16 protein-coding genes are annotated in these 16450 nt (G+C 52.7%); 13 read left to right on the forward strand and 3 right to left on the reverse strand.

Features of this window, described 5'->3' with window-relative positions; genetic code table 11:
* The first annotated feature begins 5 nt into the window (after positions 1-5).
* Positions 6-806, forward strand: coding sequence for a sugar/pyridoxal phosphate phosphatase YigL (gene yigL / locus OGY33_RS21090; RefSeq protein WP_008787091.1), 801 nt, complete (start codon positions 6-8; stop codon positions 804-806).
* A gap of 79 nt (positions 807-885) precedes the next feature.
* Positions 886-1785, forward strand: coding sequence for a carboxylate/amino acid/amine transporter (locus OGY33_RS21095; protein ID WP_191238977.1), 900 nt, complete (start codon positions 886-888; stop codon positions 1783-1785).
* Here the strand turns inward: OGY33_RS21095 and metR are convergent.
* Complete coding sequence (gene metR / locus OGY33_RS21100; protein WP_071445972.1) at positions 1673-2626, reverse strand: HTH-type transcriptional regulator MetR; 954 nt, start codon at positions 2624-2626, stop codon at positions 1673-1675. The two genes, OGY33_RS21095 and metR, sit on opposite strands and share 113 nt — an antisense overlap.
* A gap of 235 nt (positions 2627-2861) precedes the next feature.
* Here metR and metE point away from each other — a divergent pair, with 235 nt between their 5' ends.
* A complete protein-coding gene (metE, locus tag OGY33_RS21105; protein ID WP_191238976.1) occupies positions 2862-5123 on the forward strand; it encodes a 5-methyltetrahydropteroyltriglutamate--homocysteine S-methyltransferase in 2262 nt (753 codons plus the stop codon).
* 96 nt (positions 5124-5219) lie between these two features.
* On the opposite strand, the gene OGY33_RS21110 is transcribed toward metE, so the two are convergent.
* The gene (locus tag OGY33_RS21110; RefSeq protein ID WP_003828924.1) at positions 5220-6026 is read right to left on the reverse strand and encodes a dienelactone hydrolase family protein; all 807 of its coding nucleotides are present in this window, start codon (positions 6024-6026) and stop codon (positions 5220-5222) included.
* A gap of 265 nt (positions 6027-6291) precedes the next feature.
* Between OGY33_RS21110 and udp the strand changes: the two genes are divergently transcribed.
* The 9 genes from udp to tatD all read left to right on the forward strand — a co-directional run bounded on the left by udp (position 6292) and on the right by tatD (position 14233).
* Entirely contained in the window at positions 6292-7053 is a 762-nt protein-coding gene (udp, locus tag OGY33_RS21115) for a uridine phosphorylase (protein ID WP_003828923.1), read from the forward strand.
* Positions 7054-7193: 140 nt separating this feature from the next.
* On the forward strand, positions 7194-8624 hold the full coding sequence (gene rmuC / locus OGY33_RS21120) for a DNA recombination protein RmuC (RefSeq protein WP_191238975.1): 1431 nt from the start codon (positions 7194-7196) through the stop codon (positions 8622-8624).
* A gap of 94 nt (positions 8625-8718) precedes the next feature.
* The gene (ubiE, locus tag OGY33_RS21125) at positions 8719-9474 is read left to right on the forward strand and encodes a bifunctional demethylmenaquinone methyltransferase/2-methoxy-6-polyprenyl-1,4-benzoquinol methylase UbiE (protein WP_003017897.1); all 756 of its coding nucleotides are present in this window, start codon (positions 8719-8721) and stop codon (positions 9472-9474) included.
* A gap of 13 nt (positions 9475-9487) precedes the next feature.
* On the forward strand, positions 9488-10093 hold the full coding sequence (gene ubiJ / locus OGY33_RS21130; RefSeq protein WP_003828918.1) for a ubiquinone biosynthesis protein UbiJ: 606 nt from the start codon (positions 9488-9490) through the stop codon (positions 10091-10093).
* A complete protein-coding gene (gene ubiB, locus OGY33_RS21135; RefSeq protein ID WP_003828916.1) occupies positions 10090-11730 on the forward strand; it encodes a ubiquinone biosynthesis regulatory protein kinase UbiB in 1641 nt (546 codons plus the stop codon). The genes ubiJ and ubiB overlap by 4 nt, the downstream gene beginning before the upstream one ends.
* 78 nt (positions 11731-11808) lie before the next feature.
* Positions 11809-12063, forward strand: a complete 255-nt coding sequence (tatA, locus tag OGY33_RS21140; RefSeq protein ID WP_003017888.1) for a Sec-independent protein translocase subunit TatA — start codon at positions 11809-11811, stop codon at positions 12061-12063.
* A 3-nt stretch (positions 12064-12066) separates the two neighbouring features.
* Positions 12067-12615 carry a Sec-independent protein translocase protein TatB gene (gene tatB / locus OGY33_RS21145; RefSeq protein WP_048227528.1) on the forward strand — a complete coding sequence of 183 codons (549 nt, stop codon included), beginning with the start codon at positions 12067-12069 and terminating at the stop codon, positions 12613-12615.
* Between the two features lie 2 nt (positions 12616-12617).
* Entirely contained in the window at positions 12618-13409 is a 792-nt protein-coding gene (tatC, locus tag OGY33_RS21150) for a Sec-independent protein translocase subunit TatC (protein ID WP_003828911.1), read from the forward strand.
* Positions 13410-13450: 41 nt separating this feature from the next.
* Positions 13451-14233 carry a 3'-5' ssDNA/RNA exonuclease TatD gene (gene tatD / locus OGY33_RS21155; protein ID WP_032945714.1) on the forward strand — a complete coding sequence of 261 codons (783 nt, stop codon included), beginning with the start codon at positions 13451-13453 and terminating at the stop codon, positions 14231-14233.
* Between the two features lie 5 nt (positions 14234-14238).
* On the opposite strand, the gene rfaH is transcribed toward tatD, so the two are convergent.
* Positions 14239-14727, reverse strand: a complete 489-nt coding sequence (rfaH, locus tag OGY33_RS21160) for a transcription/translation regulatory transformer protein RfaH (protein ID WP_003017881.1) — start codon at positions 14725-14727, stop codon at positions 14239-14241.
* A gap of 204 nt (positions 14728-14931) precedes the next feature.
* Between rfaH and ubiD the strand changes: the two genes are divergently transcribed.
* Entirely contained in the window at positions 14932-16425 is a 1494-nt protein-coding gene (gene ubiD / locus OGY33_RS21165; protein WP_003828905.1) for a 4-hydroxy-3-polyprenylbenzoate decarboxylase, read from the forward strand.
* Positions 16426-16450: the final 25 nt, after the last annotated feature.

A 16450-nucleotide genomic window follows, 5' to 3' on the forward strand; every position in this document is an offset into this window, starting at 1 on the left:
TTCTTATGTATCAGGTTGTTGCGTCTGATTTAGACGGTACGCTGCTTTCTCCCGACCATACTCTGTCCCCTTATGCCAAAGAGACGCTGAAGTTATTGACCGCTCGCGGCGTTAACTTCGTGTTTGCGACTGGCCGTCATCATGTTGATGTGGGGCAAATTCGCGATAACCTCGGCATTAAAACCTACATGATCACGTCCAACGGCGCGCGCGTGCATGATTCTGACGGGAATCTGGTGTTTTCCCATAACCTGGATCGCGATATTGCCAGCGACCTGTTTGGCGTAGTGAATGCAAACCCGGACATCGTGACCAACGTATATCGTGATGATGAGTGGTTTATGAATCGCCATCGTCCGGACGAAATGCGTTTCTTCAAAGAAGCGGTGTTTAACTATTCACTGTTTGAACCTGCATTACTGGAGCCTGAGGGCGTCAGCAAAGTGTTCTTCACCACCGACTCTCACGAAAGGCTACTGCCGCTGGAGCAGGCGATCAACGCCCGCTGGGGCGATCGCGTCAACGTCAGCTTCTCTACGCTTACCTGTCTGGAAGTCATGGCTGGCGGCGTATCGAAAGGTCATGCGCTGGAAGCGGTAGCAAAAGCGATGGGCTACAGCCTGAAAGACTGCATCGCCTTTGGCGATGGGATGAACGATGCGGAAATGCTCTCCATGGCAGGTAAAGGCTGCATCATGGGCAACGCCCACCAGCGCCTGAAGGATCTGCACCCGGAACTGGAAGTCATTGGTCTTAATGCCGACGATGCCGTGCCACACTATCTGCGTGAACTGTTTTTGCAGTAACCTTCTGTTCGTTAGCTGACCAGTTGTCAACTAAAAACTCCGCTACAATGGGTGTACCTTTTGTTAAGAGACATCCATTGTGGCGTTACTCATCATTACCACAATTCTGTGGGCCTTTTCCTTTAGCCTGTTTGGCGAGTACCTTGCCGGTCATGTCGATAGCTATTTTGCGGTGCTGGTGCGCGTTGGGCTGGCGGCGTTGGTGTTCCTGCCGTTTCTACGTACTCGTGGGCACAGCGTAAAAACGATCGGGCTGTATATGCTGGTGGGTGCCATGCAGCTTGGCATTATGTACATGCTGAGTTTTCACGCCTATCTGTACCTGACGGTTTCAGAACTGCTGCTCTTTACCGTGCTGACGCCGCTCTACATTACGCTGATTTATGATCTGATGAGCGGACGTCGTCTGCGCTGGAGTTACGCCTTTAGTGCGTTACTGGCGGTGATTGGCGCGGGGATCATTCGTTACGATCAGGTGACCAGCCACTTCTGGACCGGTCTGCTGCTGGTGCAGTTGTCCAATATCAGCTTTGCCATTGGTATGGTGGGCTATAAACGTCTGATGGAGACGCGGCCAATGCCGCAGCACAACGCCTTTGCCTGGTTTTATATGGGCGCCTTTATGGTGGCTGTCGTGGCCTGGTTCATGCTGGGCAATGCGCAGAAAATGCCTGCAACCACGCCACAGTGGGGAATTCTGGTCTTTCTTGGCGTGGCGGCGTCCGGCATTGGTTACTTTATGTGGAACTACGGCGCGACCCAAGTGGATGCGGGCACGCTGGGCATCATGAACAATATGCATGTCCCTGCCGGACTGCTGGTTAACCTGGCTATCTGGCATCAACAACCTCACTGGCCAAGCTTCATCATTGGTGCGGCTGTGATAGTGGCTTCACTGTGGGTACATCGAAAGTGGGTCGTTCCGCACTCCGTACAAACGGTAGGTGATCGCAGGCGTGATTCCGCGCTGAGCGAATAAACGCTTCTGTGACCGGCTGTCGCTGCTCGCCATCACGCACGGCGGCGTACAGTCGGCTCCACAATCCATCACCCAGGGTTTTGGTCACTACCAGGCCCTGGCGTTCAAAACTCTCCACCACCCAGTGCGGTAGTGCCGCGATACCCATTCTGGCTGCAACCATCTGAATCAGCAGCAAGGTGTTATCCACGCTTTTCAGCGACGGACTAACACCTGCAGGCTGCAGGAAATGCCGCCATACATCCAGTCGAGTCCGCTGTACCGGGTAAATGAGCAGCGTCTCGCTGGCCAAATCTTCCGGTGTGATTTGTGTTTTGCTGGCCAACGGATGGTCAGGCGCCAGTACCAGGCGGACTTCAAAATCAAACATCGGTGAGTAGTGTAATCCGCTGCGCGGCAGGATGTCGGAGGTTAACACCAGATCCAGCTCATCCTGCTGTAGCGCTGGTTGCGGATCGAACGTCACGCCGGATTTAAAGTCCATCTCCACCTGCGGCCAGTTGGCACGAAAATTCTCCAGCGCGGGCGTCAGCCATTGAATACAACTGTGACATTCAATCGCGATTCGCAGCCGGGTTTGCTGCGGTTCGTTGCAGGCCTGCAGCGCACGACCAATTTGCGGCAACACCTGATTGGCTAACTGCAGCAGGATTTCTCCCTGCGGCGTAAAGCGCAGAGGCTGGCTTTTACGGATAAAAAGTCGAAAGCCAAGGCGCTGCTCCAGATCGCTGAACTGGTGAGAAAGGGCGGATTGGGTCTGATGCAACGTCGCCGCTGCGGCTGCCAGAGAACCACTATTCCGCAACGCCTGGAGCGTTTTCAGGTGTTTAATCTCGATCATGAAAGTCCTTCACTTCGGCATGAACAAATTGCGCTTGAGGAATATACAGTAACCGCCAATTATGGATGTGTAAACATCTGGACGGCTAAAATCCTTCGTCTTTTAAATTTATGGTGCGTTGGCTTCGTTTCCCCACCCCAGTCACTTACTTCAGTAAGCTCCTGGGGATGAGTAAACTTGCCGCCTTCCCTAAATTCAAAATCCATAGGATTTACATATAATTAGAGGAAGAAAAATGACAATATTGAATCACACCCTCGGTTTCCCTCGCGTTGGCCTGCGTCGCGAGTTGAAGAAAGCGCAAGAAAGCTACTGGGCGGGAAATTCTTCCCGTGAAGATTTGCTGACCGTTGGCCGCGAGCTGCGTGCCCGCCACTGGGATCAGCAGAAGCAGGCGGGCGTTGACCTGCTGCCGGTGGGTGATTTTGCCTGGTACGATCACGTGCTGACTACCAGCCTACTGCTCGGCAACGTTCCGGTTCGCCATCAAAATAAAGACGGCTCGGTCGATATCGATACCTTATTCCGCATTGGCCGTGGCCGCGCACCAACGGGTGAACCCGCGGCGGCGGCAGAAATGACCAAATGGTTTAACACCAACTATCACTACATGGTGCCAGAGTTCACTAAAGGTCAGCAGTTTAAACTGACCTGGACCCAACTGCTGGATGAAGTGGACGAAGCGCTGGCGCTCGGTCACAAGGTGAAGCCTGTGCTGCTGGGGCCGGTAACCTACCTGTGGTTGGGTAAAGTGAAAGGCGAACAGTTTGACCGCCTGAGCCTGTTGAACGACATTCTGCCGGTTTACCAGCAGGTGCTGGGCGAGCTGGCGAAACGCGGTATTGAGTGGGTACAAATCGACGAACCTGCGCTGGTGCTGGAACTGCCGCAAGCGTGGCTGGACGCCTTCAAACCAGCTTATGACGCGCTGACGGGTCAGGTGAAGCTGCTACTGACCACTTACTTCGAAGGCGTAACACCAAACCTGGATACCATTACCGCCCTGCCGGTGCAGGGACTGCACGTTGACTTCGTGCACGGCAAAGATGATGCAGCCGAGCTGCACACGCGTCTGCCAGCCGACTGGCTGCTGTCAGCGGGGCTGGTGAACGGCCGCAACGTCTGGCGTGCCGATCTCAGCGAAAAATACGCACAAATCAAAGATATCGTCGGGAAACGTAACCTGTGGGTGGCTTCTTCCTGCTCCCTGCTGCATAGCCCAATCGATCTCAGTGTGGAAACCCGCCTTGATGCAGAAGTGAAGAGCTGGTTTGCCTTCGCGTTGCAAAAGTGCGGCGAGCTGGCGCTGCTGCGCGATGCGTTGAATAGCGGTGATACGGCAGCAATTGTCGAGTGGAGCGCACCGATTCAGGCTCGTCGTCACTCTACCCGCGTACACAACGCCACAGTGGAAAAACGTCTGGCGGCAATCACCGCCCAGGACAGCCAGCGCGCTAACGCTTACCCGGTTCGTGCCGAGGCGCAACGTGCCCGCTTTAATCTGCCGGCATGGCCGACTACGACTATCGGTTCATTCCCGCAAACCACAGAAATTCGCGGCCTGCGCCTGGATTTCAAAAAGGGCAACCTGGATGCTGGGAACTATCGCACCGGAATTGCGGAACATATTAAACAGGCGATTGTTGAACAGGAACGTCTGGGTCTCGACGTGCTGGTACACGGTGAAGCCGAGCGTAATGACATGGTCGAATACTTTGGCGAACACCTGGACGGCTTCGTCTTTACCCAGAACGGTTGGGTGCAGAGCTACGGCTCTCGCTGCGTGAAGCCGCCGGTGGTGATTGGCGACGTCAGCCGCCCGGAAGCGATCACCGTGGAGTGGGCGAAATATGCCCAGTCGCTGACCGACAAACCGGTAAAAGGCATGCTGACCGGTCCGGTGACCATTCTCTGCTGGTCATTCCCGCGTGAAGACGTGACGCGTGAAACCATCGCGAAGCAGATCGCGCTGGCGCTGCGTGATGAAGTGGCGGATCTGGAAGCGGCGGGTATCGGCATCATCCAGATTGATGAACCGGCACTGCGCGAAGGTTTACCACTACGTCGCAGCGACTGGGCGGCGTATCTGGAGTGGGGCGTGGAAGCCTTCCGCATTAACGCGGCGGTAGCGAAGGATGAAACCCAGATCCACACCCACATGTGTTATTGCGAGTTCAACGACATCATGGACTCCATTGCGGCGCTGGATGCGGACGTGATCACCATTGAAACCTCGCGCTCTGATATGGAGTTGCTGGAATCGTTTGAAGAGTTCGACTATCCGAATGAAATCGGGCCGGGCGTATACGATATTCACTCGCCGAACGTTCCGAGCGTGGAGTGGATTGAAGCCCTGTTGAAGAAAGCCGAGCAGCGCATTCCAGCAGAACGTCTGTGGGTGAACCCGGACTGCGGCCTGAAAACCCGCGGCTGGCCGGAAACCCGTGCCGCGCTGGCGAACATGGTCAAAGCGGCGCAGAATCTGCGTCAGGCGTAATTCGGTGCCCGGGAAGCGCTGGTGCTTACCCGGGTTACAGGAAATCGCAATAGTTGTAGGCCCGGTAAGACGTCGCTGCCACCGGGCAATTAACGTTTATTTCTTCCCACCGTATTGCACGAACCACTCCAGCATTCTCTGCCAACCGTCTTTCGCGGACTCTTCGTGATAGCTCGGGCGATAATCGGCGTTGAACGCATGTCCGGCATCGGGATAGACCACGATTTCCGCTTTAGCATTGGCGGCGCGTAGCGCCTGGCGCATTGTTTCAACGGTATCTTGCGGAATGCTGGTGTCCTGGCCGCCATAAAGCCCCAAAACGGGGGCGTTAAGATCGGTTGCGATATCAACGGGATGTTTTGGCGAGTTGAGGGTTTTATCACCCACCAGTTTGCCATACCACGCCACGGCCGCTTTTAACTGCGGATTATGTGCGGCATACAGCCAGGTGATGCGTCCACCCCAGCAAAATCCGGTGATCATCAACTGGTGCGCATCTCCTCCGTTGCGGGAGGCCCAGCTAGCGACGTGGTCCAGATCGGCCAGTACTTGAGAGTCAGGCACTTTGGCGACAAGGCCACTAAGCAGCGTAGGGATATCGGCAAAGTCATTGGGATCGCCTTCGCGAAAATAGAGTTCTGGTGCGATAGCCAGATACCCTTCCAGAGCCAGACGACGGCAAACGTCACGAATGTGCTCATGAATACCAAAAATCTCCTGCACGACAATGACTACGGGCAGCAGGCCATCAGTCTGTTTTGGTCGTGCGTGATACGCTGGCATATCATCGCCTTGTGAAGGTATGGACGTTACACCGGCGATAATTGCATTATCCGGGGTGTGAACCGTGGTAGACGTCGGTGGAGATACAGCAGGTGCAAAGCCAGATTGTCGTGTTGTCATGGTATTCTCCGTACCCTTAAATATTCAGCAAAAAAGCGCATTGTTAACTATAGACACATGCAACGAACCACATTGCCTTAAACGGTCTATCTTTTGTGCAGGGCTTACTTATATCGCATCATTTATGTGATAAAGATCACCATTTAATGGTAATCGAATGCAATTGATTTACATCATAGTGATGACTGTCACGAAAATATGTTTATGCCTTCGGTAAAGTGTGTTTTTGCTTCTTCTGACAAAACCGATTCACAGAGGAGTTTTTATGTCTAAGTCTGATGTTTTTCATCTCGGCCTCACTAAGAACGATTTACAAGGGGCTACGCTTGCTATCGTCCCTGGCGACCCGGAGCGTGTGGAAAAGATCGCCGCGCTGATGGATAAGCCGGTTAAGCTGGCATCTCATCGCGAGTTCACCACCTGGCGTGCTGAGCTGGATGGTAAAGCCGTGATCGTTTGCTCTACCGGTATCGGCGGCCCGTCCACCTCTATTGCCGTAGAAGAACTGGCACAGCTGGGCATTCGTACCTTCCTGCGTATCGGTACGACTGGCGCTATCCAGCCGCATATCAACGTGGGTGATGTACTGGTTACCACTGCATCTGTTCGTCTGGACGGTGCAAGCCTACACTTCGCACCAATGGAATTCCCGGCCGTTGCGGACTTCGAGTGCACCACCGCGCTGGTGGAAGCGGCGAAATCTATCGGCGCCACCACTCACGTGGGTGTTACTGCGTCTTCTGACACCTTCTACCCGGGCCAGGAGCGTTATGACACCTTCTCTGGTCGCGTCGTGAGCCGTTTCAAAGGCTCAATGGAAGAGTGGCAGTCTATGGGCGTCATGAACTACGAAATGGAATCTGCTACGCTGCTGACCATGTGCGCAAGCCAGGGTCTGCGTGCCGGTATGGTCGCGGGTGTTATCGTGAACCGTACTCAGCAAGAGATCCCTAATGCGGAAACGATGAAACAAACGGAAAGCCACGCGGTGAAAATCGTGGTGGAAGCCGCGCGTCGTTTACTGTAATTCTCCCGTCTATTCAAAAAGGCCGACGCGTTCGGCCTTTTTATTTTGCGTAGTGCCTCGCAGGAAATTCCTTTTAAACTGGACGTTTATACAGCACAATTCTATTTTGAGCGGGTAAGTCGTTGCTGTAAGGGGGCGTTGTGGATATTTCAATTATGATGAGTGCCATGTTGGCGTTAGCCGCAGGGCTACTGGTAGGGTGGCTGGCGACAAAAGCACGCGCCGATCAAATCCGTGCCGACCTCATCGAAGATCGACGTGAACTGGATATTGCGCTAAGCGCCGCTCGCCAGCAGCTCTCGCAGGAAGCTCACTGGCGTGATGAGTGCGAACTACTCAATAACGAATTACGCAGTCTGCACAGTATCAACACCTCTCTGGAAGCCGATCTCCGTGAAGTCACTACCCGGCTGGAAGCAACGCAACAGCATGCGGAAGATAAAATCCGCCAGATGATCAACAGCGAACAGCGTCTGAGCGAACAGTTTGAAAATCTGGCGAATCGTATTTTTGAGCACAGCAACCGCCGTGTTGATGAGCAAAATCGCCAAAGTCTGAACAGCCTGCTTGCGCCGCTTCGTGAACAACTGGACGGTTTTCGTCGCCAGGTTCAGGATAGCTTTGGTAAAGAGGCGCAAGAACGCCATACCCTGGCACACGAAATTCGTAATCTCCAGCAACTGAATGCGCAGATGGCGCAGGAAGCGGTAAACCTGACGCGGGCATTAAAAGGCGATAACAAAACGCAGGGTAACTGGGGAGAGGTCGTACTCACGCGGGTACTCGAAGCCTCTGGTCTGCGTGAAGGTTATGAATATGAAACCCAGGTCAGCATCGAAAACGACGCCCGTTCGCGAATGCAGCCTGATGTCATCGTTCGGCTACCGCAGGGTAAAGATGTGGTGATCGATGCGAAAATGACGCTGGTCGCCTATGAGCGCTATTTTAACGCAGAAGACGAATACACCCGCGAAAGTGCATTGCAGGAGCACATCGCCTCGGTGCGTAACCATATTCGACTGCTGGGGCGCAAAGATTATCAGCAGCTTCCTGGGCTGCGTACGCTTGACTATGTGTTGATGTTTATCCCCGTTGAGCCCGCTTTTTTGCTGGCGCTCGACAGACAGCCCGAACTGATTACCGAAGCGCTTAGAAATAACATTATGCTGGTGAGCCCTACCACGCTGTTGGTGGCATTGCGCACGATCGCCAACCTGTGGCGCTACGAGCATCAGAGTCGTAATGCGCAACAAATTGCCGATCGGGCCAGCAAACTTTATGACAAGATGCGGTTGTTTGTGGATGATATGTCGGCAATAGGTCAAAGCCTGGACAAAGCCCAGGACAACTACCGACAGGCGATGAAAAAACTCTCTTCCGGTCGTGGAAATGTCCTGTCGCAGGCAGAAGCGTTTCGTAGTTTAGGCGTGGAAATTAAGCGCGAGATAAATCCTGAGCTGGCTGAACAAGCTACTACACAGGATGAAGAATACCGCTTGCGCTCGGTCCCTGAGACGCAACAAGATGCGTCTTACCCCGAGGATGAAGCGGTAAATCAGCAATCAAACTAGTCCATTTGGGGTAGTTGAACCCGGCAGAAGGGTAGGGCAAATTGGCCCAATCTGTTACACTTCTCGAACATTTTTTGGATGAGCAGGCACTGAGATGGTGGATAATTCACAAGAAACGACGCACTTTGGCTTTCAGACCGTCGCTAAAGAGCAGAAAGCTGACATGGTGGCCCACGTTTTTCATTCTGTGGCGTCTAAATATGACGTTATGAATGACTTAATGTCATTTGGCATTCATCGTTTGTGGAAGCGCTTCACCATTGATTGCAGTGGCGTGCGTCGCGGGCAAACCGTTCTCGATTTAGCAGGCGGTACCGGCGATCTGACGGCGAAATTCTCTCGCATGGTTGGTGAAACCGGCAAAGTTGTGCTGGCGGATATCAATGACTCAATGCTCAAAATGGGTCGCGAAAAGCTGCGTAATATTGGCGTGGTAGGTAACGTTGAGTACGTTCAGGCGAATGCGGAAGCATTACCTTTCCCTGACAACACGTTTGACTGCATCACCATCTCTTTCGGTCTGCGCAACGTAACGGATAAAGACAAAGCATTACGCTCCATGTACCGCGTATTGAAGCCGGGCGGACGTCTACTGGTGCTGGAATTCTCCAAACCCATAATCGAACCGTTGAGCAAAGCCTACGACGCATACTCTTTCCATGTTCTGCCGCGCATAGGTTCAATGGTAGCAAGCGATGCGGACAGCTACCGTTATTTGGCGGAGTCTATCCGTATGCATCCCGATCAGGACACCTTAAAAGCAATGATGCAAGATGCCGGGTTCGAAAGCGTTGATTACTACAACCTGACAGCAGGTGTCGTTGCGCTGCATCGTGGTTACAAGTTCTGACAGGAGAGTGGGGATGCCTTTAAAACCCTTAGTAACCGCAGGCGTTGAAAATCTGCTCAACACCTTTCTGTACCGTTCTCCTGCGCTGAAGTCAGCCCGAACGCGTTTACAGGGTAAGGTGCTGCGTGTTGATCTCAAAGGATTTTCAACACCGTTAGTCCTGGTATTTAGCGAGCGCCAGGTCGATGTGCTGGGGGCATGGGAAGGCGAAGCCGATTGCACCGTAATCACATATGCCAGTGTGTTACCGAAATTGCGTGACCGACAGCAACTCACCACGCTTATCCGCAGCGGTGAGCTGGAAGTCCAGGGCGATATCCAGGTAGTACAGAACTTTGTTGCGCTGGCCGATCTGGCGGAGTTGGATCCTGCAGAACTGTTAGCACCCTATACCGGCGATATCGTCGCGGAAGGGGTCAGCAAAGTCTTGCGTGGTGGAGCGAAGTTCCTGTGCCATAACTTTCAGCGCCAGCAGCGCTATGTCGCCGAAGCGATCACTGAAGAGTGGCGCATGGCTCCTGGTCCACTAGAGGTTGCATGGTTTGCTGAAGAAACGGCAGCCGTTGAGCGCGCGGTTGAATCTCTGGCCAAACGGCTGGAAAAACTGGAGGCCAAATGACGCCAGGTGAAGTACGGCGCCTTTATTTCATCATTCGCACTTTTTTAAGCTACGGTCTTGATGAACTCATCCCCAAAATGCGAATCACGCTGCCGCTTCGGTTGTGGCGTTACTCGTTGTTCTGGATGCCCAACCGACATAAAGACAAACCGCTGGGAGAAAGGCTGAGACTGGCTTTACAGGAACTCGGCCCGGTGTGGATCAAATTTGGGCAAATGCTCTCTACCCGTCGTGACCTTTTCCCTCCGCACATCGCCGATCAGCTTGCGCTATTGCAGGATCGGGTTGCCCCGTTCGATGGCCTTAGAGCGAAAAAACAAATCGAAGAGGCTATGGGCGGGCTGCCCGTCGAGGAATGGTTTGATGATTTTGAGATCACGCCGCTGGCATCTGCGTCTGTTGCTCAGGTCCACACTGCGCGGTTGAAATCGAATGGCAAAGAGGTGGTGATCAAAGTTATTCGCCCGGACATACTTCCGGTCATCAAAGCGGATTTAAAACTGATCTACCGCCTGGCTCGTTGGGTTCCTCGTCTGCTGCCAGATGGGCGTCGCCTGCGACCAACAGAAGTCGTCCGTGAATATGAAAAAACGTTGATCGATGAACTGAATCTGCTGCGCGAATCGGCGAACGCCATTCAGCTACGACGTAATTTTGAAGATAGTCCGATGCTGTACATCCCGGAAGTGTATTCCGACTATTGCAGTCAGAACATGATGGTGATGGAGCGCATTTACGGTATCCCGGTTTCAGATGTCACCACGCTTGAGAAGAACGGCACCAATATGAAACTGTTGGCCGAGCGTGGTGTTCAGGTCTTCTTTACTCAGGTATTCCGCGACAGCTTTTTCCATGCGGATATGCACCCCGGGAACATTTTTGTCAGTTATGAGCACCCTGAAAACCCGAAATACATTGGTATTGATTGTGGGATTGTGGGCTCTTTAAACAAAGAAGATAAGCGCTACCTGGCTGAAAACTTCATTGCGTTCTTTAACCGCGATTACCGCAAAGTTGCTGAACTGCACGTGGATTCTGGTTGGGTTCCGCCGGATACCAACGTAGAAGAGTTTGAATTTGCCATTCGTACCGTGTGCGAGCCGATTTTTGAAAAGCCGCTGGCGGAGATTTCCTTTGGTCACGTGCTGTTGAATCTGTTCAACACTGCGCGCCGCTTCAATATGGAAGTTCAGCCTCAACTGGTATTGCTCCAGAAGACGCTACTGTACGTTGAAGGTGTCGGACGACAACTCTACCCTCAGTTAGATTTGTGGAAAACGGCTAAGCCATTCCTCGAATCCTGGATTAAAGATCAGGTCGGTATTCCGGCGCTCGTTAGGGCATTTAAAGAAAAAGCACCGTTCTGGGTCGAAAAAATGCCAGAAATACCTGAACTGGTGTATGACAGTTTGCGCCAGGGCAAATATTTACAGCACAGTGTTGATAAGATTGCCCGCGAGCTTCACGCGAATCATGTACGCCAGGGACAATCCCGTTATTTATTGGGCATTGGCGCAACATTGTTGCTAAGTGGAACATTCCTGCTGGTAAGCCGCCCTGAGTGGGGGCTTATGCCGGGTTGGTTAATGGCGGGAGGCGTCATAGCCTGGTTGATCGGCTGGCGCAAAATGCGCTGAATTTTTCATCGCCCAAGGCAGGTCGTGTAACGTATACTACGGCCTTATTAATTCATCATCTATGACAGAGGAACATGTATGGGTGGTATCAGTATTTGGCAGTTGTTGATCATTGCCGTCATCGTTGTACTGCTATTTGGCACCAAGAAACTCGGCTCCATCGGTTCCGATCTTGGCGCGTCGATCAAAGGCTTCAAAAAAGCTATGGGTGATGATGAGCCTAAGCAAGATAAGACCAGCCAGGACGCTGATTTTACTGCTAAATCCATCACCGATAAGCAGGGTGAAGTGAAAAAGGAAGACGCCAAAAGCCAAGATAAAGAGCAGGTATAATCCGTGTTTGATATCGGTTTTAGCGAACTGTTATTGGTGTTCGTGATCGGCCTCATTGTTCTGGGGCCGCAACGATTACCTGTAGCGGTAAAAACGGTTGCTGGCTGGGTTCGCGCTTTGCGTTCCCTTGCAACTACTGTTCAGAATGAACTGACCCAGGAGCTTAAGCTTCAGGAGTTTCAGGACAGCCTGAAGAAAGTAGAGAAAGCAAGCCTGACAAATCTGACCCCGGAGCTGAAAGCGTCAATGGATGAGCTGCGTGAAGCGGCGGAATCGATGAAGCGTTCTTACAGCGTGCACGATCCTGAGAAAGCGAGCGATGAAGCGCACACTATCCATAATCCGGTGGTGAAAGAAGGTGAAGCGCAGCGAGAAGGGGTAACCCCTGCCGCCGCTGAAAACCAGGCCAGTTCGCCGGAGCAAAAACCGGAATCCACGGGTGCTAAAACGCCAGAGCAGACGGAAAACACTTCCGCCACGTTGATGGATGCAGAAAAGAAAGCTGCCGCACCTGTTGTCGAATCCTCCCCCTCGTCGAGTGATAAACCGTAAACATGGCTGTAGAAGATACCCAACCGCTCATTACGCATCTTATCGAGCTGCGTAAGCGACTCCTGAACTGCATTATTGCGGTTATCGTGATCTTTCTGGCGTTGGTTTACTTTGCCAACGACATTTACCATATGGTTGCGGCACCGCTGATTAAACAGATGCCGCAGGGTGCAACGATGATCGCCACCGATGTGGCCTCACCGTTCTTTACCCCTATAAAGTTAACCTTCATGGTGTCGCTGATCCTGTCAGCGCCAGTGATCCTCTACCAGGTATGGGCATTTATTGCGCCTGCTTTGTACAAACATGAACGTCGCCTGGTTGTGCCGCTGCTGGTCTCCAGCTCGTTGTTGTTCTACATCGGCATGGCATTCGCCTATTTTGTCGTCTTCCCGTTGGCGTTTGGTTTTCTGGCTAACACGGCTCCGCAAGGCGTGCAGGTATCGACGGACATTGCCAGCTATCTCAGCTTCGTCATGGCGCTATTTATGGCTTTCGGTGTCTCTTTTGAGGTCCCTGTCGCCATTGTGCTGCTATGCTGGATGGGCATTACGACACCTGAAGATTTACGTAAGAAACGACCTTACGTTGTGGTGGGAGCATTCGTCGTCGGGATGTTACTGACCCCGCCAGATGTCTTCTCGCAAACGTTGTTGGCGATACCGATGTACTGCCTGTTTGAAGTGGGCGTTTTCTTCTCTCGTTTCTATGTCGGTAAGCGACGTACGCGAGATGAGGACAACGAGGCTGAAGAAGCAAAAGAAGCCGAAGCCACCGAGAAAACAGAAGAGTAAATTCAACCGCCCGTCAGGGCGGTTGTCATATGGGAGGTAGCATGTTTGATATTGGCGTTAATTTAACCAGTTCACAATTTGCGAAAGACAGGGATGATGTTGTGGCGCGCGCCTTTGCTGCGGGCGTAAACGGTATGCTTCTGACCGGAACAAACCTGCACGAAAGCCAGCAGGCGCTGAAGTTGGCGCAACATTATCCGCATTGCTGGTCCACGGCTGGCGTGCACCCGCATGACAGTAGCCAATGGCAATCCTCAACGGAAGACGAGATTATCGCGCTGGCAAACCAGTCTGAGGTGGTCGCTATTGGCGAGTGCGGTCTGGATTTCAATCGCAATTTCTCCACGCCACAGGAGCAGGAACGTGCTTTTGAGGCACAACTGCGCATTGCCGCTGAACTGCAGATGCCGGTTTTCATGCATTGTCGGGATGCCCATGAGCGTTTTCTGACGTTGCTGGAGCCGTGGCTGGATAGTCTCCCGGGCGCGGTGCTGCACTGTTTTACCGGAACGCGGCAGGAGATGCAGGATTGTGTGGACCGAGGGCTTTATATTGGTATTACCGGCTGGGTCTGTGATGAGCGCCGTGGGATGGAACTGCGGGAACTGCTGCCGTTTATTCCGGTAGAAAGACTACTGATCGAAACCGATGCGCCTTACCTACTTCCTCGCGACTTAACGCCTAAACCGACGTCACGGCGCAATGAACCGGCGCACCTGCCACATATTCTTGAGCGTATTGCCCACTGGCGCGGAGAAGATCCTCAATGGCTGTCAGCAACCATTGATGCTAACGTCCGAACGTTGTTCGAAGTGACCTTCTAAACGGCTTAAATTTTTCGAAAACCGGTATTTTTCACGCTCTGCTTAACTTCTTTATTCAACAGGTTAAGCAGTAGCATGGAACGCGCTTCGCCATCCGGTTCGGTGAAGATCGCTTTTAGCCCCTCAAATGCCCCTTCAGTAATAATCACGCTGTCCCCTGGCTGAGGAGTTTGCGGGTCCACAATACCTTCAGGCTTGTAGATAGAAAGCTGGTGAATAACGGGAGAAGGGACGGTCGCAGGCGTCGCGCCAAAACGGACGAAATGGCTGACACCACGCGTGGCATTGATAGTGGTGGTGTGGATCACTTCCGGGTCGAACTCGACAAACATGTAATTAGGGAATAGTGGTTCACTGACTGTGGTACGTTTACCGCGCACTATTTTTTCCAGGGTGATCATAGGCGTCAGACAGTTCACCGCCTGTCTTTCCAGGTGTTCCTGGGCTCTCTGAAGTTGCCCACGTTTGCAGTACAGTAAATACCAGGATTGCATAATAACTCTTATCCGCTTGTTCTGAGCGCAAGCATAGCAAAAGCCATGCGTTAAGTTAATTATACCCACCTCAACGCAGGCTGAAACCCAATGGGTATATACGCCCGGGGCTTATATGTATCGCCAGAGTTCACGCTAATTTAACAAAAATACAGCATCACAATGATGAACGCCGTATAATGAAGCGCTTACGAAGAGGCCACAATGGACGCCATGAAATATCACGATTTACGCGACTTCCTGACGCTGCTTGAACAGCAGGGCGAGCTCAAACGCATTTCGCTTGAGGTGGATCCCCATCTGGAAATTACTGAAATTGCCGATCGCACTCTGCGTGCCGGTGGGCCTGCGTTACTGTTTGAGAATCCGAAAGGCTATTCAATGCCGGTGCTGTGTAACCTGTTTGGCACACCAAAGCGTGTTGCGATGGGGATGGGACAAGAAGATGTCTCGGCGCTACGAGAAGTCGGTAAACTGTTGGCGTTTTTGAAAGAGCCAGAGCCACCGAAAGGATTCCGCGATCTGTTTGATAAGCTGCCGCAGTTTAAGCAGGTGTTGAACATGCCGACTAAGCGGTTGCGCGGTGCGCCTTGTCAGCAAAAAATCTACTCGGGCGATGACGTTGATTTAAACCGCATTCCGATTATGACCTGCTGGCCGGAAGATGCCGCGCCGCTGATTACCTGGGGGCTCACCGTAACGCGTGGTCCGCATAAAGAGCGGCAGAATCTGGGCATCTATCGTCAGCAGCTGATTGGCAAAAACAAGCTCATTATGCGCTGGCTGTCCCATCGCGGCGGCGCGCTTGATTACCAGGAGTGGTGCGCAGCGCATCCGGGTGAACGCTTCCCGGTTTCTGTGGCGTTAGGAGCAGATCCTGCGACCATTCTGGGGGCCGTGACGCCGGTCCCTGATACATTATCCGAGTACGCATTTGCCGGGCTGTTGCGCGGAACCAAGACCGAAGTGGTTAAATGTATTTCCAACGACCTGGAAGTGCCTGCCAGCGCTGAAATCGTGCTGGAAGGGTATATTGAACCGGGCGAGCTGGCTCCGGAAGGGCCGTATGGCGATCATACCGGCTACTACAACGAAGTAGATAGCTTCCCGGTCTTTACCGTCACGCACATTACCCAGCGTGAAGATGCAATTTATCACTCTACCTATACCGGACGCCCGCCAGATGAACCCGCGGTGCTCGGCGTGGCGCTGAACGAAGTCTTCGTGCCTATTCTGCAAAAGCAGTTCCCGGAAATCGTCGATTTTTATCTACCTCCGGAAGGCTGTTCTTATCGCCTGGCCGTCGTGACGATGAAAAAACAGTACGCTGGTCATGCCAAACGCGTCATGATGGGCGTTTGGTCGTTTTTGCGTCAGTTTATGTACACCAAATTTGTTATTGTTTGCGATGATGACGTCAACGCACGCGACTGGAATGATGTGATTTGGGCAATTACTACCCGTATGGACCCGGCCCGGGATACGGTACTGGTAGAGAATACGCCAATTGATTACCTGGACTTTGCCTCGCCGGTTTCCGGCCTTGGTTCAAAAATGGGGCTGGATGCCACAAATAAATGGCCGGGCGAAACCCAACGCGAATGGGGACGTCCGATTAAAAAGGATCCTGAAGTGACTGCGCGCATTGACGCAATTTGGGATGAACTGGCCATCTTTAATGACGGCAAAAGCGCCTGAGGCGCGATCGTTTTGCCTATTGATC

The sequence above is a fragment of the Citrobacter sp. Cpo032 genome, assembly GCF_030332975.1.
Taxonomy (GTDB): Bacteria; Pseudomonadota; Gammaproteobacteria; order Enterobacterales; family Enterobacteriaceae; genus Citrobacter; species Citrobacter portucalensis.

What these genes read in the sequence shown, in the direction of transcription:
- ubiB (WP_003828916.1), top strand. Translation starts at nt 10,090, where the DNA reads ATGACGCCAGGTGAAGTACGGCGCCTTTATTTCATCATTCGCACTTTT.
- udp (WP_003828923.1), top strand. Translation starts at nt 6,292, where the DNA reads ATGTCTAAGTCTGATGTTTTTCATCTCGGCCTCACTAAGAACGATTTA.
- rfaH (WP_003017881.1), bottom strand. Translation starts at nt 14,727, where the DNA reads ATGCAATCCTGGTATTTACTGTACTGCAAACGTGGGCAACTTCAGAGA.
- ubiE (WP_003017897.1), top strand. Translation starts at nt 8,719, where the DNA reads ATGGTGGATAATTCACAAGAAACGACGCACTTTGGCTTTCAGACCGTC.
- metE (WP_191238976.1), top strand. Translation starts at nt 2,862, where the DNA reads ATGACAATATTGAATCACACCCTCGGTTTCCCTCGCGTTGGCCTGCGT.
- tatD (WP_032945714.1), top strand. Translation starts at nt 13,451, where the DNA reads ATGTTTGATATTGGCGTTAATTTAACCAGTTCACAATTTGCGAAAGAC.
- yigL (WP_008787091.1), top strand. Translation starts at nt 6, where the DNA reads ATGTATCAGGTTGTTGCGTCTGATTTAGACGGTACGCTGCTTTCTCCC.
- OGY33_RS21110 (WP_003828924.1), bottom strand. Translation starts at nt 6,026, where the DNA reads ATGACAACACGACAATCTGGCTTTGCACCTGCTGTATCTCCACCGACG.
- tatA (WP_003017888.1), top strand. Translation starts at nt 11,809, where the DNA reads ATGGGTGGTATCAGTATTTGGCAGTTGTTGATCATTGCCGTCATCGTT.
- ubiJ (WP_003828918.1), top strand. Translation starts at nt 9,488, where the DNA reads ATGCCTTTAAAACCCTTAGTAACCGCAGGCGTTGAAAATCTGCTCAAC.
- tatC (WP_003828911.1), top strand. Translation starts at nt 12,618, where the DNA reads ATGGCTGTAGAAGATACCCAACCGCTCATTACGCATCTTATCGAGCTG.
- ubiD (WP_003828905.1), top strand. Translation starts at nt 14,932, where the DNA reads ATGGACGCCATGAAATATCACGATTTACGCGACTTCCTGACGCTGCTT.
- metR (WP_071445972.1), bottom strand. Translation starts at nt 2,626, where the DNA reads ATGATCGAGATTAAACACCTGAAAACGCTCCAGGCGTTGCGGAATAGT.